22 protein-coding genes are annotated in these 21,615 nt (G+C 51.4%); 8 read left to right on the top strand and 14 right to left on the bottom strand.

Going from position 1 to position 21,615, the window contains the following annotated elements; all coding sequences use genetic code 11:
- Nucleotides 1-56 precede the first annotated feature (56 nt).
- The 3 genes from P9L94_00260 to P9L94_00250 all read left to right on the top strand — a co-directional run bounded on the left by P9L94_00260 (nucleotide 57) and on the right by P9L94_00250 (nucleotide 3,192).
- Nucleotides 57-1,367: a Gfo/Idh/MocA family oxidoreductase gene (locus tag P9L94_00260; protein ID MDP8242481.1), complete on the top strand. Its 1,311-nt coding sequence runs from the start codon at nucleotides 57-59 to the stop codon at nucleotides 1,365-1,367.
- Nucleotides 1,368-1,490: 123 nt separating this feature from the next.
- Nucleotides 1,491-1,721, top strand: coding sequence for a prepilin-type N-terminal cleavage/methylation domain-containing protein (locus P9L94_00255; GenBank protein MDP8242480.1), 231 nt, complete (start codon nucleotides 1,491-1,493; stop codon nucleotides 1,719-1,721).
- Between the two features lie 517 nt (nucleotides 1,722-2,238).
- Nucleotides 2,239-3,192: a hypothetical protein gene (locus P9L94_00250; GenBank protein ID MDP8242479.1), complete on the top strand. Its 954-nt coding sequence runs from the start codon at nucleotides 2,239-2,241 to the stop codon at nucleotides 3,190-3,192.
- A gap of 127 nt (nucleotides 3,193-3,319) precedes the next feature.
- Here P9L94_00250 and P9L94_00245 read toward each other — a convergent pair whose 3' ends face one another.
- From P9L94_00245 to P9L94_00225, 5 genes are read right to left on the bottom strand one after another with little or no spacing between them, the layout of a single operon-like run.
- Entirely contained in the window at nucleotides 3,320-4,285 is a 966-nt protein-coding gene (locus P9L94_00245; protein ID MDP8242478.1) for a ribose-phosphate pyrophosphokinase, read from the bottom strand.
- Between the two features lie 18 nt (nucleotides 4,286-4,303).
- Entirely contained in the window at nucleotides 4,304-5,491 is a 1,188-nt protein-coding gene (locus P9L94_00240) for an acetate/propionate family kinase (protein ID MDP8242477.1), read from the bottom strand.
- Complete coding sequence (locus P9L94_00235) at nucleotides 5,491-5,973, bottom strand: protein-export chaperone SecB (GenBank protein MDP8242476.1); 483 nt, start codon at nucleotides 5,971-5,973, stop codon at nucleotides 5,491-5,493. The genes P9L94_00240 and P9L94_00235 overlap by 1 nt, the downstream gene beginning before the upstream one ends.
- A complete protein-coding gene (locus P9L94_00230) occupies nucleotides 5,948-6,397 on the bottom strand; it encodes a helix-turn-helix transcriptional regulator (GenBank protein MDP8242475.1) in 450 nt (149 codons plus the stop codon). Before P9L94_00230 ends, P9L94_00235 begins: the two co-directional genes overlap by 26 nt.
- Nucleotides 6,376-6,768 (bottom strand): type II toxin-antitoxin system RelE/ParE family toxin, encoded by a 393-nt coding sequence (locus tag P9L94_00225; GenBank protein MDP8242474.1) that lies wholly within the window; start codon nucleotides 6,766-6,768, stop codon nucleotides 6,376-6,378. Before P9L94_00225 ends, P9L94_00230 begins: the two co-directional genes overlap by 22 nt.
- Before the next feature lie 155 nt (nucleotides 6,769-6,923).
- Here P9L94_00225 and P9L94_00220 point away from each other — a divergent pair, with 155 nt between their 5' ends.
- A complete protein-coding gene (locus P9L94_00220) occupies nucleotides 6,924-7,409 on the top strand; it encodes a hypothetical protein (GenBank protein ID MDP8242473.1) in 486 nt (161 codons plus the stop codon).
- Between the two features lie 4 nt (nucleotides 7,410-7,413).
- Here the strand turns inward: P9L94_00220 and P9L94_00215 are convergent, their stop codons facing one another.
- On the bottom strand, nucleotides 7,414-8,538 hold the full coding sequence (locus P9L94_00215; protein ID MDP8242472.1) for an MraY family glycosyltransferase: 1,125 nt from the start codon (nucleotides 8,536-8,538) through the stop codon (nucleotides 7,414-7,416).
- Nucleotides 8,539-8,851: 313 nt separating this feature from the next.
- Between P9L94_00215 and P9L94_00210 the strand changes: the two genes are divergently transcribed.
- Entirely contained in the window at nucleotides 8,852-10,123 is a 1,272-nt protein-coding gene (locus P9L94_00210) for a Gfo/Idh/MocA family oxidoreductase (protein MDP8242471.1), read from the top strand.
- A 387-nt stretch (nucleotides 10,124-10,510) separates the two neighbouring features.
- Nucleotides 10,511-11,602, top strand: a complete 1,092-nt coding sequence (locus tag P9L94_00205; GenBank protein MDP8242470.1) for a Fic family protein — start codon at nucleotides 10,511-10,513, stop codon at nucleotides 11,600-11,602.
- Nucleotides 11,603-11,627: 25 nt separating this feature from the next.
- Here the strand turns inward: P9L94_00205 and xerD are convergent, their stop codons facing one another.
- The 6 genes from xerD to P9L94_00175 all read right to left on the bottom strand — a co-directional run bounded on the left by xerD (nucleotide 11,628) and on the right by P9L94_00175 (nucleotide 18,005).
- A complete protein-coding gene (gene xerD / locus P9L94_00200; GenBank protein MDP8242469.1) occupies nucleotides 11,628-12,566 on the bottom strand; it encodes a site-specific tyrosine recombinase XerD in 939 nt (312 codons plus the stop codon).
- Complete coding sequence (locus P9L94_00195) at nucleotides 12,563-13,192, bottom strand: MBL fold metallo-hydrolase (protein ID MDP8242468.1); 630 nt, start codon at nucleotides 13,190-13,192, stop codon at nucleotides 12,563-12,565. The genes xerD and P9L94_00195 overlap by 4 nt, the downstream gene beginning before the upstream one ends.
- Nucleotides 13,193-13,268: 76 nt before the next feature.
- Nucleotides 13,269-13,853, bottom strand: coding sequence for a hypothetical protein (locus tag P9L94_00190; protein ID MDP8242467.1), 585 nt, complete (start codon nucleotides 13,851-13,853; stop codon nucleotides 13,269-13,271).
- A gap of 230 nt (nucleotides 13,854-14,083) precedes the next feature.
- On the bottom strand, nucleotides 14,084-14,992 hold the full coding sequence (gene era, locus P9L94_00185) for a GTPase Era (GenBank protein ID MDP8242466.1): 909 nt from the start codon (nucleotides 14,990-14,992) through the stop codon (nucleotides 14,084-14,086).
- Between the two features lie 117 nt (nucleotides 14,993-15,109).
- The gene (locus tag P9L94_00180) at nucleotides 15,110-17,392 is read right to left on the bottom strand and encodes a VCBS repeat-containing protein (GenBank protein ID MDP8242465.1); all 2,283 of its coding nucleotides are present in this window, start codon (nucleotides 17,390-17,392) and stop codon (nucleotides 15,110-15,112) included.
- Nucleotides 17,313-18,005 carry a hypothetical protein gene (locus P9L94_00175; GenBank protein ID MDP8242464.1) on the bottom strand — a complete coding sequence of 231 codons (693 nt, stop codon included), beginning with the start codon at nucleotides 18,003-18,005 and terminating at the stop codon, nucleotides 17,313-17,315. The genes P9L94_00180 and P9L94_00175 overlap by 80 nt, the downstream gene beginning before the upstream one ends.
- A gap of 314 nt (nucleotides 18,006-18,319) precedes the next feature.
- On the opposite strand from P9L94_00175, the gene P9L94_00170 reads away from it, so the two are divergent.
- On the top strand, nucleotides 18,320-18,901 hold the full coding sequence (locus P9L94_00170) for a prepilin-type N-terminal cleavage/methylation domain-containing protein (GenBank protein ID MDP8242463.1): 582 nt from the start codon (nucleotides 18,320-18,322) through the stop codon (nucleotides 18,899-18,901).
- A gap of 41 nt (nucleotides 18,902-18,942) precedes the next feature.
- Here the strand turns inward: P9L94_00170 and P9L94_00165 are convergent, their stop codons facing one another.
- Nucleotides 18,943-19,254: a non-heme iron oxygenase ferredoxin subunit gene (locus P9L94_00165; protein ID MDP8242462.1), complete on the bottom strand. Its 312-nt coding sequence runs from the start codon at nucleotides 19,252-19,254 to the stop codon at nucleotides 18,943-18,945.
- A gap of 107 nt (nucleotides 19,255-19,361) precedes the next feature.
- Here P9L94_00165 and P9L94_00160 point away from each other — a divergent pair, with 107 nt between their 5' ends.
- The gene (locus P9L94_00160; GenBank protein ID MDP8242461.1) at nucleotides 19,362-20,237 is read left to right on the top strand and encodes a DMT family transporter; all 876 of its coding nucleotides are present in this window, start codon (nucleotides 19,362-19,364) and stop codon (nucleotides 20,235-20,237) included.
- 46 nt (nucleotides 20,238-20,283) lie between these two features.
- Here P9L94_00160 and P9L94_00155 read toward each other — a convergent pair whose 3' ends face one another.
- On the bottom strand, nucleotides 20,284-21,594 hold the full coding sequence (locus P9L94_00155; GenBank protein ID MDP8242460.1) for a glucose-1-phosphate adenylyltransferase: 1,311 nt from the start codon (nucleotides 21,592-21,594) through the stop codon (nucleotides 20,284-20,286).
- Nucleotides 21,595-21,615: the final 21 nt, after the last annotated feature.

The following is a 21,615-nucleotide window of genomic DNA, read 5'->3' as shown; positions in this document are numbered from 1 at the left end:
GCTGAATTTTGTACGATCAATCTATTGACAATTATATCACCGCATAGGGGAGTAATATGGATTCTCAATCGACCATCAATCGGCGTGGATTCGGCAAGCAGACAATAGCGCTTACGGGCGCACTCGCGGCGGGGCCTTCACTGACCGCGCTGGGCGCCAACGACAAAATCAGGCTGGGCTTCATCGGCCTGGGCGGACGCGGACAACATCACTTTCGCCAGTTTCTCGATTTCAAAGATGTGAACATCGTTTCGTTGTGCGATGTTGACCAGGAAAACACTGACGCTTGCAAAGATCGCCTCGGCAAGCCCGTGCAGACCACGCAGCACTTTGAAGACGTATTGGATAACCCCGACGTCGACGCCGTGGTAATCTCGACCTCCGACCATTGGCACGCCATCCCGGCCATCATGGCGATGCAAGCAGGCAAAGACGTCTATTGCGAAAAGCCGATGGGACACACCTTTGAAGAACAACAGCGCATGATCGAAGCCGTCAAAAAAACCGGGCGGGTCGTGCAGATCGGCTTACAACAGCGCAGTTCCAAACAATTTCAACAAGCGGTCGAGTGGGTGCGGTCGGGCGAAATCGGCAAGGTCACCGCCGTCGAGTGCATTAACATGTGGCATGTTGGCAGCTATCTCAACCAGCCGCCGCTACAGCCTGTGGTTCAAGACGATCAGGAAACCCCGCCGACCATTGATTACGAACGCTTTCTTGGCCCGGCGCCCAAACACAAATTCAACCGCAGCCGGTTTCGCGGCAGTTTTTATTTCCATAACGACTATGCGGGCGGAATGCTCACCGGCTGGGGCGTCCACCTCTTTGACATCGTCGCGTGGGCGATGGGCCATGAAATGAACTCGGTCACCACCATCGGCGGCAAGTTCTTTTTTGAAGACATGCGCGACACCCCCGACACGGCGGATTGCTTGTTTGAATGCCCTGGCTATAACTTCAAATATTCGATGCGCCACGCCAATGGGTTCCCGCATGATCCCGAACTCTCCGGCATCGACCACGGCATCTATTTCTACGGCTCCAAGGCAACGGTTTTGGTCAATCGCAGCCATGCGAAGTTGTACCCCGAAAATGACCGCGCCAATCCGATTGTGGTCCCCGCGCAGGGCGGAGACGTTGAGCATAAACAAAACTTCCTCGATTGCGTCCGCAGCCGCAAGACGCCTGTTGCGGACGTATACGTCGGCCATTACGCTAACTTGCCAGGACTGTTGGGGGTCATTTCATTGCGGGTCGGGCGCCAGATTCGCTGGGATCCTGACAAAGAAACCATCATCGGCGACCGTGAAGCCGCGAGACTTTTGAAAAAGAAATACCGTAAACCCTACACGCTGCCGGATGTCTAAAGAGTAAGAGATATGAAAATGAGAACGCCCTCTACGTGAGGGCGTTTTTTGTGCCGCAAAATAATCGGTATTTCTAATCTATTCTCTCTATAATAAGCAAATCAAATCGGGTGGAGGGATTGGATGAAACGAAACGCGTTCACATTGATCGAATTGTTGATCGTCGTGGCGATCATCGGCATTCTGGCGGCGATTGCCGTCCCCAACTTTTTAAGCGCGCAAATCCGCGCCAAAATCGCCAAGACCGAATCGGAGATGTCAGCCTATGGAACCGCAGCGGAAATGTACCGCCTCGACGAACGCTGCATAACTAAACTCCAGCACCAATTTAATCTAGAAAATCTCGCGTGGTGATATGTATCATATAAATATAATTTGACTTTAATGTTGAGACGTGCTAATATTATTAGCAAAATCTACCTGCGGAGGCAAAAAATGAAAAAAAGAAGCATTATTTTAGCAATAGTTATCTGCGTGTTGTTTGCACTCAATTCAAAAATAGAAATATTTTCCGCTTGCACAAATTGCAGAAACCATATTTCAGTTTGGGAAGATACTTGCAGTGATGATGATTGTGATTATACCAAATTTTGGTGGGAAGGACACGCTTGCTGTGACGCTGCATGGGGTAGTTGGGCCAATTGCCCTGTAACCCCTATTCTAAGTACATATGAGGTTTATTCTCTCACAGCCAGTTGCGGAAACCCTACGATTCAATCATGCGCACATACCGTTGGAAACAGCATAACAGGACAGTGCATAAATACCGCTTATTCAAAAGAATCCTATGAAGATTGCTCATTTGGCTTATATCTCTACGATGTTGACAATGACTTGCTTTCGAAATGTCAATAAAAGAAAGGCGTTAATCATGAAAAGAATATTAATAACTATAATTACTTTATTCATCCTTACTTGGAATGTTGCAGCACAAATAGACAACAATGAGATAACGAAAGTTTCACTTAAATCATCCTTGAACGAAACTTTCACCTCAATTAGAAATACCGAAATCACATATCAAGCTGAAGAAAACTTTTTCAAGAAAATCTCTGATGTTGATAAAAATGAATTCAGAAAAGACATTCAATATTTCAAGCATGTTATTGAGGCAAGAAAAAACGGGACGCTTTCGCCTGAAGATACAAGGTTGTTTTATCTGAAATCAGATGAAGATTTAGAGGCGTCTATTGCCAAACGTGAATGGCTGTTAGATGAAGATTCAAAAGAAGCAATATACATATTTTCTACCGATGGTTTTCGGTTCCGTCAAGATGTATATAGGCCGCAAGTTACCGATGAAGATCATTCTTATATCTTTGATGGCATAAATGGCTTCTTAGTAAAAACAGCGGACAACGTAGTGCGTTCTGGAGATCTTTTCACTGAATACTGGACGAACTTTAACTCATTCGCCCGATTTGGGTCCGGCTTAGAAAAGGCGCTACAACAAAACACTGTATATAATACTGACATTATTTCAAACAATTCTGGTCATCACCTAATTGTTGAGAATAATTCAATGCAAAAAAAAGGCATCCACCTAGATTTCACGTTGCTAGATTCAAACCCAATTTTCTGGGAAAAGTGTGAGCATAAAATAAATAACAAAACTACACTTCGAATTGTCTGTGAAGATTTTAAAGAACATGACGGCATTATGGTCCCAGGAATTGTCCGAAGACAAAAACCTTCAAAAAATGGTTTTGAAGATGAGTATGTTTTAACTTTGTTAGATGTGAAAATAAATACTGTTGAATTCCCTGAGAATTTTTTTAACCCTCCAACAGTGGAAAACTCAATCGTCCATCGCTTAACCCGCTAGCCTGTTTAATAAAGAGTAAGTGAAATGCAAATAAAAACGCCCTCTTCGCGAGGGCGTTTTTGATATAGCGCGTTAATATGAAAAAGAGAATTTATCTTTCTACAGAACAACGGCGTACACGGTTCGTCTAAAAATTCTCGAAAGGCGAGAACAAAACGCTGACCGATTCGCCGTTGTGGATGCGGCTGATGGCCTTGGCGATCATCTTGCCGACGGACAATACCTTAATCTTGTCAATCGCCTTTTCGCCTTCGACCGGGATCGAATTGGTCACGACCACTTCGCTGATGTTCGACTCTTGGATGCGCTTGATCGCATCGCCGCACAACACTGGATGTATGACGCCCGCGCGAATGTCGGTGACGCCTTGCTCCGCCAGAATTTCCGCTGTGTTGACGAGTGAGCCGCCGGTGCTGATTTCGTCGTCGAAGATCAACGCGCGTTTGCCTTCAACGTCGCCGATGATGTGTTTGGCGACGGCTTGGTCCTGGTTGCCGATGCGGCGTTTGTCGACGATCGCCAGCGGCAGTTCAAGCAGCATGGCGTATTTTTCGGCGCGCTTTGCGCTGCCTGCGTCGGGCGCGACAACGACCGTATTGGTCAAATCCGTCTTGCGGAAATAATCAATCAACACAGGCGTCGCCAGCAAGTGGTCAGAGGGGATGCGGAAAAAGCCTTGAATCTGGAACGAGTGCAGGTTCATGGTGAGAACCCGGTCCGCGCCCGCCGCTTCGATCAGGTCAACGATCAGTCGAGCGCCGATGGAGATGCGCGGCTGGTCTTTTTTGTCGGAACGCACATACGGGAAATACGGAATCACGGCGGTGATGCGCGCGGCGGAGGCATGTTTGAGCGCGTCAATCATCAACAGCATTTCAATCAAGCGCGTGTTGACCGGCGACGCCGACGTTTGGATGACAAACACGTCGCACTCGCGGACATTCTCGCCAATTTTAACGAAGAGGTTCTCGTTTTTAAATTCGATGATTTCGGCTTCGCCGAGAGGGATATCGAGATGGCCGCATATTTCTTGGGCTAATGGACGGTTAGACAGACCGGCGAATACTTTGAGCATTTTACTATTGGCTCGCACTGAGAACCCCTTCCAGAGTTAGGTGGATTGAAGTTTTTCATACGCGGCGCGCGCAACGATGACTTCTTCATTGGTGGGCGCAACCCAGATTGAAGTTTGTGATGCGTCGCTAGAGATGCTGGTTTCGTTTCCGTTGCACTTGTTATTTTTATCTTCATCTAAATGAATTCCCAAGTGCTCCAACCCCAAAAGGCTGGTTTTCCTTACCCGGGCGCCGCGTTCGCCGATGCCGCCTGCGAAAGCGATGCAGTCCACGTTGCCTAAAATTGCAACATACGATCCAATATATTTCTTCACCGCATAACAAAACGCCTCAAATGCGAGCCGCGCCTCATCGTTGCCGTCGTCCATAGCGGATTCGATGTCGCGCATGTCGTCCGAAACGCCGGACAGCCCCTTGAGGCCGCTCTCTTTGGTGAGTTGATGAACGGCGTCGTCGATGCTGAGGCCTGCCTCGCGCATCATGTACAGAATCGCGAAGCCGTCGAAATCGCCCACCCGGGTGCCATGAAACAGCCCGGTCTGCGGCGTGAACCCCATGGTGGTATCAATGGATTTTCCGCCCTGGATGGCGCACATCGACGAACTACCGCCCAGGTGGCAAGAGATAATATTGGTTTGCGCCGGGGCTTTGTCGAGCAACTGCGGGACCCGCTCTGAGACGTAGCGGTGCGACGCGCCATGAAAGCCGTAGCGCTCAACGGCGTAGGTCTCGCGCCATGTTTTGGGGATGGGGTAGGCGCGGGCGTAATCGGGCATGGTCAGATGAAACGCAGGCTCAAACAGGCCGACCAGCGGCGTGTCGGGCAGTAGTTCCTTGAACATGCGGATCGCTTTGACGTAGGGCGGGTTGTGCGCCGGGGCGAGAAAGAAGAAGTCTTCCATTGCTTTTAAAACCGGCTCTTCGAGCAATTCACAACCGACGTACCCTTTCGAGACGACGGTCTTAAACGCCACGCAGTCGAGGTCTTCGACCGTGCAGGCGCCGTCGTCGCGGAGTTGTTTCAGGGTGAACTCGACCGCATCGCGATGCGTTGCAAACTGCGCCTCGAATGAGCCGCTGCTTTCGCCGTGCGTCCAGGACGCAGCGCCCTGTTCGCCGCCGATGCGCTCAATGCGTCCCTCAGCGAACAATTGCTCATCAGGAAACTGATACAAGCGGTATTTGAAAGACGAACTGCCGACATTCGCGACCAATATACGCATTATGATTTCTTCCGTGTTGTTTTCTTTTTGGCGGTTGATTTTTTAGAAGACAATTTCATTTTGGGGATACTCAGTTCTAACTCATCTGATTGGAACACTCTCGCATCGACCATAGGCAAAATGATTTTAGTGTGCGGGCCGTCAGCTGAAAGAGATGCTAGTTTTTCCCGTGCAATTCCGAAAAGCGTAGCAGGCGCGTTAATTAAATAATTCTTCTTTTCTGATTCAGTTAAATCTTCCTCAAATAAGAAAAATCCTACGATTTCTACAGAAAATTCGTATGCAAGTTCCTTTATTGAAGACACAGACAGATTACATTGAATCGCCCCGTCTTCATCAGCATCGAAAAATCCAAATTGAACATTCAAGTCGTCCGCGAGAATAGGCTGAATATCACCATGGTCTCCAATTGCATTGGGATTTGCTTTCAATGATAGGTTTGTTATGAAGTAATAGTTAAGCTGCAAGGGGAATTGTGACATTTTTCTTTTCCGTTGATGAAACAACTGTTAAATGACTCGATTGATTATGGTTTTTTGAAAATTTATTGCGTTTCTCTTGCTTTGCTTTTATTGCTTGTTGCTTCCAATTTTCAATTGGCTCCACCTTCGGTTCCAGTTTAAACACAAACTTACAATTCAGCCTGCGCGCGATCTTCACCAACGTCGCAATGGACGGGTTGGCGTATCCGCTCAATAATTTTGAAACGTATTGCTTTGTTGAGCCGAGTTTCTCCGCGAGTTGAGATTGATTGATGTCTTGCGCTTCCATGTGGTCATAAATCTCATCAGCGAACACTAATTTCGCCGTTTCGATGTGATATTCGTCATGCGTCATTATTTCAGCGAATTTCTGTTCATACTCTTTGGTCAAGTCTATTATTTCTATGCCTTGCTTTGTGTCCATTTTAAATATTCGCCTCGTTCTTTTTGCGCTGATTTAATGTATCGTTTTAATTGGATGTCTTTGATTTTGTGAAACCCATGTGTACAGATAATGAGTTTCCCCTTTTCATAAAAACAAATGACTCGTGAACCTGAAGTAGTTTTAATTTCAAAAAGTTTTTCTGCGTTCTTTCCTTTTAACGGCCTCATTTGCCGATTGTTTGCTGGTTGACCGCTTTGAGCGATATGGCGGATACGCGTCATCAGCGCTCGGTATTCACTGGGATCATTTTCTTCAAGATCATCTAAAAGTTTTCGTACACTGCTTTCCCGCTCTTGTTCGAATGAACAGATTTCAAAGGCTTCTCCCTTAAATATACGAAATAGACGCATAATAGTCAACCTATAAGTTTACTTTTTAAAGCCTTTTCATGGCGGGCAGCCTATGGGCTATGTTGCACATCAGGTATTCTTAAGTAAATAAAATGAATAATGTCGCTATTATTTCACAGACATAAAGTTTTGTTAAACCTTGTAGATCAGAGACCATGAGCGAACCCACTGCATCCACTTTTTCGGCCCAGAGCGAGATTATGCGCCTATGGAGGGCGCCTGTCCTCAAATGGGCGGCGGGCGCCGCAGCGGTGGATGCGTTTTTATGGGGCGTCTACTTCGAGACGGCGCGGCGCGGGGCGATGGCTGTAGTCGCGTCGCATGAGTTTTTCTCGTTCTTTGGCTTGCTGGTTTATGCGTTGGCGGGGCTGGTCTGCCTGCTGATATCCGGTGCGGCGCTGCAACTGGGGCTGCAAGAAGGCGAATGGAGCGACTCCGACCGTTTGGTGTTTCAGGGCGGCTTATTGATCGGGGCGGTGTTTATGTTGACCGGGTTCCAGTTTATCGTCTTCGGCGAATGGCGTATCTATGACCCGACGTTCTTTATTACGTATCAAGTATCTATTTTGTTCTGTCTGCTCTTATTTTTTGTTCGGGTATTACTTTTTGAGTGGAGGCTGCGGCGCCGCGAGCGGGAGTAATTCGCTATTCGTGACCGTTGTGCTGATGGCTCACCACTTCCAGCATGGAGATCAATATAAAGAGAATAAGCGTCTGCGAAAGAATCACATACGCGCCGAACGGGCCGTCAACCAGCGGCAAAACCAGGGCGGAACTCCCAACAGCCAAAGTCAATAAATGAATGAAAAACACCGCCCGGCGGTGGCTCATACCTAGCGCGACCAGGCGATGGGAAAAGTGATTTTTATCGCCTTCAAAGATTGGCTTACCGTTGCGTACGCGGATGAGAATCACCGAGACGGTATCAAACAGCGGCACGGCAAGAATCACAATCGGCATGACCACTGACCATGCGGTGGCGTTTTCGGTTCCCGTCTGGTAGAACGTCGATTGAATGGTTAGCGCCGAGACCAGAAAACCCAGCACCATCGAGCCCGCGTCGCCCATAAAAATGCTTGATGGATTCAGGTTGTAGCGCAAAAAGCCCGCAATACATCCCGCCAAGACAAATGACATCGACGACATGAAGGTCTGGTTGCTGACCATGTGGGTGGATATGCCCAACAATAGCAGGCAGATCATGGCGACCCCGCCAGACAGACCGTCCATATTGTCGAGTAGATTAAACGAGTTCGTCAATAAGACGATCCAGCCAAAGGTCAACATAAAATTGATGAAAGGGTGGTCGATAAATAGCGCGATCTGAATTCCAACAAAATAGAGAATAATCGCCGCGAGCATCTGGCCGCCGAGTTTAATGAAGGGGTGCATGCCATAGCGGTCGTCAAAAAGGCCTAAAACAAACAGCAGCGTTGCTCCGCCCAACAGGCCGAGCAGTTGTCCCCAAACACGCGCGACGCCTGAGGCGTAGGGCGCCGCTTGGCTGAGTTGCTCGCCAAACCATCCGGGGAGGCTGACATTGGAATGGAAGAGCCAGTATAACACGCCTAAATCGCCGATAATGCAAATGATAAACGCAAAATAGATCGCGGCGCCGCCGAGTAGGGGCTTGGCGTTGGCGTGAACTTTGCGGTGACCGGGTTGGTCGAGAAACCCTACCGCAGGCGCAATTTTGCGCATGATAGGCGTCAGTATGACCGCCAATAAAAAGCCCTGCGCGAACAGTATGAAAAAATGAATCCAACTCATTCTTCAGCGTATCCCCATCGGTTCGCCTGAATTGTGGACGCAAACCGATAGAACTATATCAGCGCGGCCCCGCCCCAACAAGGAAACGGCGGTTTCTCATGTGGATTTCTTCTATACATTAAAAGACGCCTACGAAGCCGATTTTGCATCAAATCGCTGCGTTTCCCCTGGAACTCAAGCCAAACGTATGGAACGATAGTGTAGGGGCTGCCATTCACAATTCGAATAGAATTTTGGCAACCATAATAAAAGATCAACCGTTATTCCCAGCGGAAGATGAATTCCGCATGACACTCGACTAAAGGGGACCATAATGACAGAACAGCCATCAGAATCTCGACGTTCGTTTTTGAAAGGCGCTGCTATTGCCAGCGTCGGCATGACCGCGCTAAACGGCATCGCGCCGTCCAGCGTAATTGGCGCCAATGAGACCATCCGCCTGGGCGTCATTGGAACCGGCGGCCGCGGCCAGTGGGGCCTCAAAGAAGCCAAGATGCGCGGCGCCCAAATCGTTGCGGTCTGCGACGTGTATGAAGAACGCCTCAACCAGGGGCGGGCGCTCTCAGAAACCGATGACGGCAAACTGGCCGACATGTACTACGAACACGAAAAATTGCTGGAACGCAGCGACATCGACGGCGTTTACATTGGCGTGCCCGACCACTGGCATCACGATGTATTGATCGACACGGTCAACGCGGGCAAAGACGCCTATTGTGAAAAGCCGTTCTCGAAGTCCATCGAAGAAGGCCAAAACATGGTGCGCGCCGTCCGCGCCACCAACCAGGTCGTCCAGGTTGGCAACCACCGCCGTAGCGGCGAGCACTGGAAACGCGCCCGCGAAGTGATCCGCTCGGGGACCTTGGGCAAAGTCGTCGCTGTCAAAGTGTGGGACAACCGCAACTGGTCAAGCGGCGATCCGTTCGCGGGCAATCTGAATATTCGCGGTCGCCTCGACTGGGACCGTTTTCTCGGCAAAGCCCCCAAACGCGCGTTTGACCCCTACCGCTATTACGCATGGCGTTGGTATTGGGATTACGCAGGCGGCTTGATGACCGACATCGGCGCCCACCAGCTCGACGTGAACCAATGGCTGATGGACAAAACCGGCCCGGTCAGCGTCGCAGCCAACGGCGGCAACCACTACTTCGACCATTGGGAAACCCCCGACGTGGTCCATTCGGTGTTGAACTACGGCGACTTCACCACTCACTTCAACGTGCAGTTCATTAACGACCGCGATAGCGTGGGCGCGGTGTTCTTCGGCTCGGAAGGTTCGCTCACCTGCGATGACCGCGAAGGCTTCAAGGTCTTCCCGCAGGGCGCAAAGATGAACGAGCCGATCGACGCATGGCCGCGCACCTATGAGGGCGGCGATCACGTGGCAAACTTCCTGGAGTGCATCAAGTCGCGCAAGGAACCAAACTCGCCAGTCGAAGTGGGGCATCAGGTTATCAACGCCGCCCACTTGGGCAACATCTCCTACCGCACCGGACGCCGGGTGAAATGGGACGCAACCACTGAGGATATCCTCGAAGTGCGCCGCATTCGCCCCTCCGACGCCTGGATGAAAAGCATGATGTAGGGATGTTTCCTGGGGAGCCGCATATTGGCTCTTTGATTTCAATCAACCGTAGGGGTGCAGTGCGCTGCACCCCTCTTTTGTTTGCGCATTTTTAAATTGTCTCAATTTTTATTAAAGTCAATAATCCATTTATTCAATTATTTTGAGCAGTGGGTGGCAAGGGCAAGGCGTCGCGAAGTGACGACAGCCCTTGAGTCGATGTGAGATAATATCAAGGTGTTTTATTTTTCGTATTGTTTTGTTATCATTTTTAGTATAATATATGGTTTAATAGACTGTAAATTATAGAGATATCGTTATCATTTTTTATTTCACATGACTTATCAAAAAACACATTCCTGGATTACGTTTCACTTAGACCTTCATAATGCGCCGCCCCAGTTGTGGATGGCGCTTGGTGAAGCAAAATCAAAGTGTGACCATATTGCTGGGGTGCCTCTTCGTCCAAATACGGCTAGGGACCTCCATCAGGTCTATCTCGCAAAAGGCGTTCAAGCAACAACGGCTATTGAAGGGAATACATTGTCCCTCGATGAGGTTCGGCAACGTATTGAGAATGTAAAATCGCTGCCGCCGTCGAAGGAGTATCTTGGTCAAGAAATTGATAATGTTCTTGATGCTTGCAACTGGATTAAAGATGAATTAAGAAAAAGTAAAAATGCAACAATTGAGATTAATACAGCGCTTATCAAAAAATATAATTCGTTTGTGTTAAATAAACTGGATATTGATGGAGGCGTCGTTCCCGGTGAAATACGCGCGCATGAAGTTGGTGTTGGTAAGTATAAAGCGCCGGACGCAAAACACTGTGAAGAACTCACCCGGAAAATGTGTGAATGGATCAATGGGCCTGACTTTATATCGAGTGACGATCAACGAATTGTGTATGGTTTAATCAAGGCCATCGTTGCACATGTGTACATTGCATGGGTTCACCCCTTCGGCGACGGCAATGGACGCACCGCCCGATTGCTTGAGTTTCAGATACTACTTGAAAATGGCGTGCCTGCGCCCGCAGCGCAACTTCTTAGCAATCACTATAACCAAACCCGCGCAAAATATTATCGCGAACTCGACAAGACCAGTAAAAGCGGCGGCGACTTAATTCCGTTTATCCAGTATGCGGTGCAGGGGTTTGTTGATGGTCTTTGTGAACAGCTCGCATTTATTCGCATGCAGCAGTTGGATGTTGCTTGGTTGAATTATATTCATCAAAGTTTTCTTGACCAAAAGACGACTGTAAAACGTCGCCGAAAACAACTGGCTTATGACTTGCGCAAAGTTACAGAAGAGGTTCCGTTGTCAAAGATTACTGACATCAGTCCCGCAGTGGCGCGGTTGTACGCCTCAAAGAAAGAACTGACTTTGCGGCGTGATCTCGATGATTTGGTCAAAAAAGGAATCATAGAAAAAACCGAAAAAGGGTATCGGTCAAAGCCTGAAACAATTCTCGCTTTTTTACCATTCAGAAAATTATAATCATTGAATATCTGCAATATTGAATTCACCCTTTGCGATTTCTTGGATGGAATTGCTGGTGGAGTTCGGACATGCGGCGTTCGTCGAGGTGGGTGTAAATCTCGGTGGTGTTGATGCTGGCGTGGCCGAGAAGTTCCTGTAGCGAGCGCAGGTCGGCGCCGTTCTCCAGCATGTGGGTCGCGAAAGTGTGGCGTAGCGTGTGTGGGGTGAGTTCCGCAGTGATGCCCGCCAACAGCGCATACTTGCGTAGGATTTTCCAGAAGCCCATGCGGCTGAGTTTTTTTCCAAAGCGATTGACGAACAGCGTTTCGCCGTTGTTCTTCTCGCACAAAACCGGGCGTCCGTGTTCGAGATACTCGGTGATCTTGCGGGCGGCCTCGTCGTGGAACGGCGCCAGGCGTTCTTTGTCGCCTTTGCCGATGGTGCGCAAAAAGCGGAACTGGAAATTGAAGTCGCCTGGCCGCAGCCCCAGCAGTTCCGACACCCGTAATCCCGTGGCGTAGAGCAGTTCGATCATGGCGCGGTCGCGCAGGCGCAGGGCGTCGTCGCGTTCCTGCTCGGTGGCGTCGATCAGGCGTTGCATCTCGTCGGCGGTGAGCGCTCCCTTGAAACGCTTGGGCGCGCTGGAGCGGCGCAGCAAACGGGTGGGGTCTTCGCTGATGTACTTCTCTTGCAACATGTACTGATAAAAGCGCCGCAGTGCAGAGGTCTTACGCGCCAGGGTCGAAGGCCGGGCGCCCTCAATCAGAAGCGCATCGAAGAATTGCGAAACCGCTTCACAGGTCACGCCCTCAGGAAATGCGATTTTCTGTTCTTTGAGCGCATTGAGATGCTGAACCAAGTCGCGACGGTAGGCTTCGACCGTTGCCTTGGCGGAACCGCGCTCCAGGCGCAAGTAGTCGAGAAACTCGCGCGCGTAGCGATTCAGCGGTTTGGGTTTTGTTTCAACGGCAGTCGAGTTCATATCGTATTCAGAAATGGATTATCCAGTTTCTCGTCGCCAATTGTGGTCGCTGGCCCATGTCCTGGATACACGATAGTATCGTCCGGCAACACCAGGAGTTGATTGCGAATGCCGGCAATGAGGACTTCGTGCGATGCGCCGGGCAGGTCGGAGCGTCCGACCGACTGCTTGAACAATGCGTCGCCGGGGAACAACAGGTTCCCGATATAAAACGAGACGCCGCCGGGGCTGTGCCCTGGAGTGTGATAGACGCGGATGGCGTGGTCGCCAAATTCGAGCGAGTCGCCGTCGTTAAGTTCGCGGTCGGCGGCGGGCGATGTAATGGGCGTTCCAAGGAATATGGACAGGTTCTTTTCGGGGTCGGTCAACATGGGGGCGTCGCCGCCGTGAATCATCAACGGAACGTCAAATGCGTCTTTGATATGTCCATTGGCGGCGATGTGGTCGCCGTGCCCGTGGGTATTGAGCACCATCAGCGGCGTCAGTCCCCGTTCGCGAATGGCGGCTTCGATCTGCGGGCCGTCTGCGCCGGGGTCGATGACAACGGCGTTTTGGGTCTCGTCGTCAAACAGGAGATAGCAATTCGATTGCAGTGGCCCAACGGCCAAGGTGATTGTTTGTAGCATGAATTTTTCCTCAACCAAATAATAAAGCCGCGAGGCGAGCGCCCGGCGGCTTCAAGGATTCGCTGCGAAGATTGTCTTACCCGCCAATCTGGGTGCGGGTGATCTCGCCCAGGCTGAAGGTGCCGTTGGTCGGGTCATATTCAACGATGCCGAGTTCGTTGCCAACGCCTGACAAGCGCCCCAGCCCTTCATCGCGGTAGTCGGTTTGGTCTGGCCCGATGCTGTGCATGAACCAGTATTTCTTTGTCCGATAGGCGGAACTTCCCGACGATTTCGCCATGTTCGACGCATGGAAGAACACAAACCGATTATCGGTCGGGTTTACATAATCATAGCCAAGAACCGAATTGGAATATAAGCCGCCCAAGCCGGAAAGCCCTTGTTTGAAGCGGTCGGTTGGCTCTTGGGTTAAAAGTTCGGTTTTTATCAGACGATTGAGCGGTTTTGGGTTATCGTATGTAGGTGACTCAGGAAAATCGCTTTGTTCCAAGTGGTATTGCAACAGCGCATTGCTGATTTGGTTGAGCGATACCCGCACGTCGACTACCTCGGCGCGAACCTTCGCGTCAAGATATCCCGGTACGGCAATCGCTACCAGAATCGCAGTGATACCCGCAACGATCAGCAGCTCAATTGCGGAGAACGCTGGCTTTATGGGCATCCGTCACCTCCCCGTGACTTCTATGGCGCGTTATGCCCTGGTGATACATCCGTCATAATAAAATACACCTGACTATGAAGTTTAGAGAAATTCACGCGATTGTCAATACGTTTTCTAGAGAATACGACTTACAAGCGAACCTTTTGCTTTGGTTGTGAAGGGAGAGGGCTTAGGATTAGATATTTCAATAGGATAACTTATTGGCCTCCAAAATGAGGATTTTAAGCAAGTTAGCCTTGGTCTGTATAGCCAAATTCGCGCAGTCGGCTGGGTTGTTTGCGCCATTTGGGGGTTACTTTCACCCACAATTCAAGAAACACCTTGCATTCCAACATCTGTTCGAGTTCTTCGCGCGCCTGGGCGCCGATGGCTTTTATCATGCTGCCCCGCTTGCCGAGGACGATGCCTTTCTGCGAGTCGCGTTCGACGTGCAGCGCCGCCTGGATGTAGGTCACCCCATTGTCGCGCTCTTTCATCGTCTCAATTTTTACCGCCAATGAATACGGCAATTCGTCATGCAGCAGTAAAAATGCTTTCTCGCGGATGGTCTCTTCGACGAAAAAACGCTGGGTGCGGTCGCTGAGTTGTTCGGACGGGAAAAATTTTGGCCCGTAAGGCATCCGCGAAATGATTTCGTTGAGAAGGTCAGCGACGCCGTCGTAATGAAGCGCCGCGATATAATGAATGCTGACCGGTTTGAGTTCGCTGATTTCCTTTTCGTATTCTTGAAAGACCTCGCGTTTGTCCATCGGTACGGCGTCCATTTTGTTGAATACAACAATCAACGGGATGCTGCGGTCTTTGAGCGCTTTCATGGTCAGGCTGCGTTCGGCTTCGGTCAGCCCTTTGAGGCCGTCGATGATCCACACGGCGAGGTCGCAATCGTTGAGCGCATTGTCGGCTTCATGCAGCATGAAGTCGTGCATCTTGTCTTTTGGAGTAAGGATGCCCGGCGTATCTTGAAAGACGATTTGGCAGTCGGTGCGGTCAAAAATGCCGAAGATGCGGTTGCGGGTGGTTTGGGCGTGGGGCGACACCGCCGCGAGTTTGTGTTCTAACACGCTGTTCAATAGGGTCGATTTGCCCACGTTGGGGCGGCCTATTAATGCAACAAAACCTGACCGGTGTTCTTCATTCATCGAAACACTTCCATTGACCATTCTATGTTCGGTGCTGCAATTTCGTCCACATTGATTGAGGCTTTTTTTGTGATGGATTGCTCCCATTGTAGTGGCGCCGCGCCCGCCGCGAAGCTGTTACGGCTGGTTGGGCGTGACATTGGCGAAAAAGACCAGCCGGTTGGCGATGCTGTCTAATAAGACGGCGTCCGTCCATCCATCGCCGTTGAAGTCGGTCGCGGCGATGGTGAATTGTTGCCCGACCGGAAACGATTGCGAAATTGGAATGGGAATAATTTTGGTGAAGACGGCTTGCTCCTCGCCGCAAACAATCGCCAGTGAACTTTGTTGGGTCTCAACGTCAAACCCTGCCAGGATATATTCTAACTCGCCGTCGCGGTCAAAATCGCCCGCTTCAAAATCGTTGACGATCATTGAAACGGGTTCTTCAAAAACGATGGGTGAATAATCGGGGCTGAGCAGGGTGTGAATTTCACGATTGAAGGTAAGCCCCGCCATGTCGGGCAGACCGTCGCGGTTTATGTCCGCCGTTAGGATGTCTTGGGGGTCGTTGCCAAAAAAGTTGAGGCTGAGCGGGTGCTCCACAATGATCTCTGCGCTTCGTTCAAAAAAACGGTAAGCGATCATGCGTTCCGGGTCGGCGTGCGCCGCCAGTAGTTCATCCATGCCGTCGCCGTCGAGGTCGGCCGCTACGAGTTGCGTCACAAAGAAGGGGACGGTAAGCGTCTCGATTGGAGTCAACGCGCCGTCCCGGTTTTGGTAGAAAATAATTTGGTTTGATAACGCAACCGCAAGGCATTTGGGGCCGCCTTGAAAAAAACGCCCGGCAGTGATGAGCCGAATGCGCGCTCGCTCGAAGCGCTCTTCGGGCAGGTAGATCAGTTCCGGCAGGGACCATTGCACCGGCGCCTCGAACCCAGACGCGTTCGCTTGATAGTAGGTCAGCGTCGAGTCGTACCCGCCCAGCAAGACCGCGTCGGTCAGGCCGTCGTCATTCAAGTCGTCGAGCGCGACATTCAAGCAGCCTTCGCCGCTTGGTAGAGATTGCGCGTCGTATGAATTGCTCTCATTGCTGAGCAGCAGGGTTGCGTTTGCCTCGCCGTAGTTGGCGGTGAGATAGTCAACGCGCCCGTCGCGGTTCACATCGGCCCACGCCATTTCGTAGGGCGCGGCGCCGACTTCTATCTCATTCTGTTTTGAAAACGCGAGTTGCCGGCCGCATAACTGCGCGATGATGGCAGGCGTCGGCGTTGGGCGCGTTGGTTTTTGCGTTGGCGTCGGAGATGATGTCGGCGTGATCGTTGGTGACGGCGGCAGCGTCGGCGTTGGATGCAACTTCGCAATGATGGGCAGAATAATTGGCTGCCGGGGCGGCTCGTCTCGCGCGATGATTTCAACCCGCCCGTTGTCTAAGACGCGTATGTGTTCGAGTCCATCAGCGAGCGGTTCGATAATTTCCCAGGCGATGCGTTCCGTCGGAAAACCGTCTGGCTCAATGCCGTCGAATAGGGAATATGGCGTGAGGTATGTTTCGTTGGATGAAAGCGAAATCGGGGGCATTTGGTAAAAGTCGCCCAGCCGGAAACTTGAAATTTTAATGACGATGTCTTGGCTGATGCTGGAGACGCCGTCCGATAAAGTGAGTTGCGCTTGAAACGATCCGGCCCGGCGCGGCGCTTCTACGTACAACTGGTTCGCGGCGTCAATCGAAAGCCGCAGGCCGTCCGAGAGCGGACGCGCGTTCCATGTCAGCCTTTCGCGCGGCGTGTCGGCGTCCCGGGCGTAGTCGTCTAAATCAAGCAAGGCGGTTCCGGTTTCGTTGAGCAAAATGCGTAAGTCAGGCAACGGCAGCGCTACTGGCGCTTGCGGCGGCAACGGCGTCTGCGTGAGCGTAAGGGTCGTTGTCGGGGTCGCGGTGCGAGTGGGTTGCGGCGTATTTGTTGGCGTCAGCGTTGGTAGAGGCGTGATGGTGGGGCGCGTTGTCGGCGAAGGCGTTTCGGTTGCAATGAGAGTGGGCGTCGCCGTCGGCTGCGGCGTTGCGGTTGCTATTGAAGTTGGGGTTTGCGTCGGCGGCTCTGCAAGAATGCGATAGGTCAATTCTTGCTGGACTTCAAAAATGCCGTCGCTGGCAAAAATCGTAATTTGATAATCGCCTGGCTGCGATTGGGTTTGAAGAAAAAAATCAACGCCCGAAGTTAACGCGTTCTTCGTTTCAATGACGCCGAACACAGCGTCCGCTGGTTCAATACGGAAAGTGACTTCGTCGCGGTCTGCGTCGAACGCTTTGATCTGAATGAGAAACAATTGGAAGCGTGAAACTTCATACAACGGGTGTTGGTTTGGAATCAACACCGGGCGGTTCTGAGTCAGCGCCGGGGTTGGCGTAAAAGTTGGCGTCATTGTTGGCGCTGGTGTTTGGGTCGGGACCGGCGTGTCTGTTGGGCGTGGTGTTGGCGAGGGCGTCAGCGTAGCCGTCGGAGTCAAAGTGACAGTTGCTTGAGGAGTTGGCGTGTCTGTTGGGGCGTTTGTCGCTGTTGGCGCAGGCGTATGGGTTTCGGTCGCAATACGGGTCGCTGTAGGCGGCGGCGTATGCGTCGCGATGGGCGGCATGGTAGGCGTGAGTGATGGAGCCGACGTGGGCGTCGTTGTCGCTGTTGGCTCTGGCGGGAGCGTCGGCGCAGGCGTTGGGATTTTCGTGACTGTCGGCGCGGGCGTCCAGGTTGGCGTTTGCGTGTTTGTTGGCGGCGCTGGAAGCGGGGTTGCCGTGCTGGTTGGCAGAGGAACAGGCGTATGCGTCGCGGTTGGTTGCGGAACAGGTGATACGGTCGGTGTGAACGTGGGCGCAGGCGTCGAGGTTGATGTAAGCGTCGGCGTTGGTGTTTGAGTCGGCCCGTCTGGTGGCGTTGGCGTGTCGGACGGCGTTGGCGTAAACGCAGTCAGATGCGTATTGGGTTGTTTCGGATACTGGGCGTAAATCTGAGAAATATACGCATACCCAATGCAATAGGCGCACAACACAATCAGTACGAGCAAAGTTGGTTGATTCAAACGCTGTAAATTCATTGAGGCTTCAACCAATAAAGATTTAATTTCCCGCCTTGATTGTCTGCAATCAATTTGGGTTTGTCAATTCAAAACCTCACGCAATGCAAAGTATTCGGTATTTATGTTGTAATCAAATTTTTGATATGGTATTTTTGAGACCAACGTGAAATGACCGAAGTGGTATGGATCGTTTACTATTTCATCTTGCCGATGTGTTTAATGGCTCTCTAGGCTTGTGAAGCCGTCTTTAATTCTGGACTGGGAAATCGAGTGATTTTTAAAATGAAAAATTCTGGATTCACGTTAATCGAGTTGCTCATTGTCGTCGCCATTATTGGAATATTGGCTGCGATTGCGGTGCCGAATTTTTTGAACGCGCAAGTTCGGGCTAAAATTGCCAATGCGCAATCTGAGATGAAGACGCTGGATACCGCGTTGGAAATGTACCGGATGGACAATAACCATTATCCGTATTGGTTAGACTCGTCGGGAAATTCGATCACGCCGTTGCCCCGGCGGTTTTATCCACTGACGACGCCGATTGCGTATATCTCTTCTGTCCCGCAAGACCCGTTCATTTTCGGCCCTCCCGGCGCGCGCGTCGTCGAAGACCAAAATGCAGGCTATACAACCTACGATTACGTCGAATCACGGGGCACGATTCTGTTCGCGGGCGCAACGCTCCTGCCGCCTTCGCGCCGATGCGCAGAATGGCGCCTCTCCAGCGCCGGGCCGGACGGGCTGAATTCGTATGGCAATGTGTATTCGTATGACGCCTCGAATGGCTTGAGAAGTTTTGGCGACCTGGTTCGCGTCGGGCCGAGAATCTCGTTTCCCTGTAACGATACGTTGGTTGGGAAGTAGCCGCCGAAGAACCCAAAAAAAACGAAAACCCGCCGTGCGGTTTAGTTAATTTCAACCATTACCGAACCGTCTTCGATTTTCACGTTATATGATTTTAGGCCATCACGGGCGGGGCCTTGGGTTAAGGCTCCGTCTTTCAATTGAAAGCGGGCGCCGTGCCACGGGCAGATCACTTCGCCGCAGTCGACCGCGCCTTCCGCCATCGAGGCGCCGACGTGCGGACAGGCGTCCGCTAGCGCGTAATATTGGCCGTCCACGAAAAATAAGGCGATGTCTTGCCCGTCAACAGAAACGCACTTTCCTTCGTTCGCGGTGAGTTCATCAACGCTCGCTGCTTTCGTCCATCCACTCATTCGTTTTTCGCCCCTTCGTTTGTTCTTGCGTGACAGTATTGTAATAGCGTTGCCAATATATTTGAAACCCGAATTGCGCTGAAGTTGATGTGCGCTCAACATACGGAATGACCAACGATCCCCGACTTCTTCCCCGATTGGCTGCGATTGTCGCCGTCGTGTTCTTTTCGACTGGCGGGCTGGCGATTAAATCGGTCGCGCTGCCCCCGCTGGCGATATCCGGCTCACGTTCAGCGATAGCGGCTGTTTGCCTGGGTTTGTATATCCTCCTTGCATTAAAACAGCGCATCCGCTTTGATCTGGGGCGCTCCGGCTGGGCGGCGGCGATTTGTTATTTTCTCTCCTTGACCGCTTACGTGATTGCCAACAAATGGACAACGGCGGCCAATACCATTTTTCTGCAATACACCATGCCCGCCTGGGTGCTGATCTTCGGCGCTCTCTGGCTGGGCGAACGCGCCACCTGGGGACGCATCATCTCCGTCACGCTGAGTCTGGGCGGATTGGCGGTGTTCTTTTTAGAAGACGTTGAACCGCAGCAATGGGCGGGCAATATGACGGCGGTGTTCGCGGGAGTGACGTTCGCGTTCGTCGTGTTGACGCTTCGCCGCAACCGCGAGCGCGGCGCGATCCACGTGGTCTTTTGGGGCAACGTCATCACGGCGGCGTGTCTTTTGCCGGTGTTATTTTTTGATCCGGCGCTTTCGTTCGCAGAATTTAATGCATCTGCGCTCATGGGTTTGGTCTGGCTCGGTGTATTTCAGGTCGCGGGCGCTTATGTCATCTATGTCTGGTCGCTGAGCCGTCTGCCTGCGATTGAGGTGGCGATCTTGTCGCTGGTCGAGCCGCTGTTGAACCCGATCTGGGTGTTTTGGATGATCGGCGAGGCGCCGTCGAGTTACGCGATGGTCGGCGGGTCGATTATTTTAACAGTGGTGTTTTTGCGGTCGCTGTGGCCAGAAAAAAGCGCCGCCCCAGCCTAAGCCCGGACGGCGCTTTTTGTTTTTCACTTCGATTGAAATCCGAACCCTAAATCACGGTTCCATCGGGTACCACCGCTGAGCGGGGAATCACCACGATGCCGTCTCTGACCGAGAAATTGCTTTGGTCGGTGTCTTGTTCTTTGCCTTCATTGGTGATGCGTACGTTTTTACCAATGCGGGCGTTTTTGTCGACGATGGCGCCTTTAATGAAGGTGCCGGCGCCGATGCCCAGCGGCGGCGCATCAGTGGGGACATCTTCAAACGTAATGTTGGGGCCGTCGTAATAATCGGCGCCCATCATAACCGTGTCTGAGACATGGGCGCCGTCGCCGATGATGCCGCGCAGGCCGATGATAGAGCGCTCAACGGTTGATCCCGCCGAAATAATGGTACCGTCGCATAAAATCGCCGAACGCACTTGAGCGTCATTGACCTTCGCTCCCGGCAAAAAGCGCGGGCGGGTGTGAACAATGGAATCTTCGTTATAAAAGTTGAATTCCGGCACTTGGTGAGTCAGCCCTAAATTGGCGTCGTAGAATGAGCGGATGGTCCCGATGTCTTCCCAATAGCCGTCAAAGAAGTAGGAATACACTTTCTTGTTTTCAATCATCGCGGGGATGATATTTTTGCCAAAGTCCGAACCGTCGTTTTCGCTCAACGCTTCAAACAGGGTGCGGGTTTTGAAGGCGTAGATTCCCATCGAGGCGATATACTCGCGCCCTTTAGGCTCAATGTTGTATTTCTCAAACGTCGAGGCGGGGACGCGCAATGGGTCTGTTTCTTCAGGCGTACAAGGCTTTTCGACAAAATTAACGATTTCTTCTTTATCATTGATCTCCATGATGCCGAATTCTTTGCAGCGGTCATGGTTCACCGGCAATACGGAGATGGTTACGTCTGCGTCGGTCTCAACGTGGACTTTCAACAGTTTGCGGTAGTCCATGCGGTAGAGGTGGTCGCCGGAGAGGATCAAAACATTTTCGGGTTGCCGTTGGTGGAGGCGTTCGAGCGACTGGCGCACCGCATCGGCGGTGCCTTGATACCAGTGGCGGTTTTTTGGCGTTTGCTGCGCCGCCAACACTTGAATGAACCCCTTGGAGAACACGTCAAAGCGATAGGTTTGGGCAATATGGCGGTGTAGCGAGTCTGAGTTGAACTGGGTCAGAATATACAAACGGTCTAATTGCGAATGCAGGCAATTGCTGATGGCCAAGTCGATTAAACGGTACTTTCCCGCAACAGGCACGGCGGGTTTGGATCGGGTCAATGTTAATGGAAACAACCGCGTCCCTTGGCCTCCGCCAAGAATCAAGACGGCTGTATGGTCGGAATACAATTCGGATTTCATTACTGCCATGGTCGGCCCCCAGATCATTCA

Origin of the sequence: Candidatus Hinthialibacter antarcticus (genome assembly GCA_030765645.1) — a bacterium.
Taxonomy (GTDB): domain Bacteria; phylum Hinthialibacterota; class Hinthialibacteria; order Hinthialibacterales; family Hinthialibacteraceae; genus Hinthialibacter; species Hinthialibacter antarcticus.
The sequence above is the reverse complement of the archived record's forward strand: the minus strand, read 5'-3'. Positions and strand labels throughout refer to the sequence as shown.

What these genes read in the sequence shown, in the direction of transcription:
- P9L94_00260 (MDP8242481.1), top strand. Translation starts at nt 57, where the DNA reads ATGGATTCTCAATCGACCATCAATCGGCGTGGATTCGGCAAGCAGACA.
- P9L94_00255 (MDP8242480.1), top strand. Translation starts at nt 1,491, where the DNA reads ATGAAACGAAACGCGTTCACATTGATCGAATTGTTGATCGTCGTGGCG.
- P9L94_00250 (MDP8242479.1), top strand. Translation starts at nt 2,239, where the DNA reads ATGAAAAGAATATTAATAACTATAATTACTTTATTCATCCTTACTTGG.
- P9L94_00240 (MDP8242477.1), bottom strand. Translation starts at nt 5,491, where the DNA reads ATGCGTATATTGGTCGCGAATGTCGGCAGTTCGTCTTTCAAATACCGC.
- P9L94_00235 (MDP8242476.1), bottom strand. Translation starts at nt 5,973, where the DNA reads ATGTCACAATTCCCCTTGCAGCTTAACTATTACTTCATAACAAACCTA.
- P9L94_00230 (MDP8242475.1), bottom strand. Translation starts at nt 6,397, where the DNA reads ATGGACACAAAGCAAGGCATAGAAATAATAGACTTGACCAAAGAGTAT.
- P9L94_00225 (MDP8242474.1), bottom strand. Translation starts at nt 6,768, where the DNA reads ATGCGTCTATTTCGTATATTTAAGGGAGAAGCCTTTGAAATCTGTTCA.
- P9L94_00220 (MDP8242473.1), top strand. Translation starts at nt 6,924, where the DNA reads ATGAGCGAACCCACTGCATCCACTTTTTCGGCCCAGAGCGAGATTATG.
- P9L94_00215 (MDP8242472.1), bottom strand. Translation starts at nt 8,538, where the DNA reads ATGAGTTGGATTCATTTTTTCATACTGTTCGCGCAGGGCTTTTTATTG.
- P9L94_00210 (MDP8242471.1), top strand. Translation starts at nt 8,852, where the DNA reads ATGACAGAACAGCCATCAGAATCTCGACGTTCGTTTTTGAAAGGCGCT.
- P9L94_00205 (MDP8242470.1), top strand. Translation starts at nt 10,511, where the DNA reads ATGGCGCTTGGTGAAGCAAAATCAAAGTGTGACCATATTGCTGGGGTG.
- xerD (MDP8242469.1), bottom strand. Translation starts at nt 12,566, where the DNA reads ATGAACTCGACTGCCGTTGAAACAAAACCCAAACCGCTGAATCGCTAC.
- P9L94_00195 (MDP8242468.1), bottom strand. Translation starts at nt 13,192, where the DNA reads ATGCTACAAACAATCACCTTGGCCGTTGGGCCACTGCAATCGAATTGC.
- P9L94_00190 (MDP8242467.1), bottom strand. Translation starts at nt 13,853, where the DNA reads ATGCCCATAAAGCCAGCGTTCTCCGCAATTGAGCTGCTGATCGTTGCG.
- era (MDP8242466.1), bottom strand. Translation starts at nt 14,992, where the DNA reads ATGAATGAAGAACACCGGTCAGGTTTTGTTGCATTAATAGGCCGCCCC.
- P9L94_00180 (MDP8242465.1), bottom strand. Translation starts at nt 17,392, where the DNA reads ATGACGCCAACTTTTACGCCAACCCCGGCGCTGACTCAGAACCGCCCG.
- P9L94_00170 (MDP8242463.1), top strand. Translation starts at nt 18,320, where the DNA reads ATGAAAAATTCTGGATTCACGTTAATCGAGTTGCTCATTGTCGTCGCC.
- P9L94_00165 (MDP8242462.1), bottom strand. Translation starts at nt 19,254, where the DNA reads ATGAGTGGATGGACGAAAGCAGCGAGCGTTGATGAACTCACCGCGAAC.
- P9L94_00160 (MDP8242461.1), top strand. Translation starts at nt 19,362, where the DNA reads ATGACCAACGATCCCCGACTTCTTCCCCGATTGGCTGCGATTGTCGCC.
- P9L94_00155 (MDP8242460.1), bottom strand. Translation starts at nt 21,594, where the DNA reads ATGGCAGTAATGAAATCCGAATTGTATTCCGACCATACAGCCGTCTTG.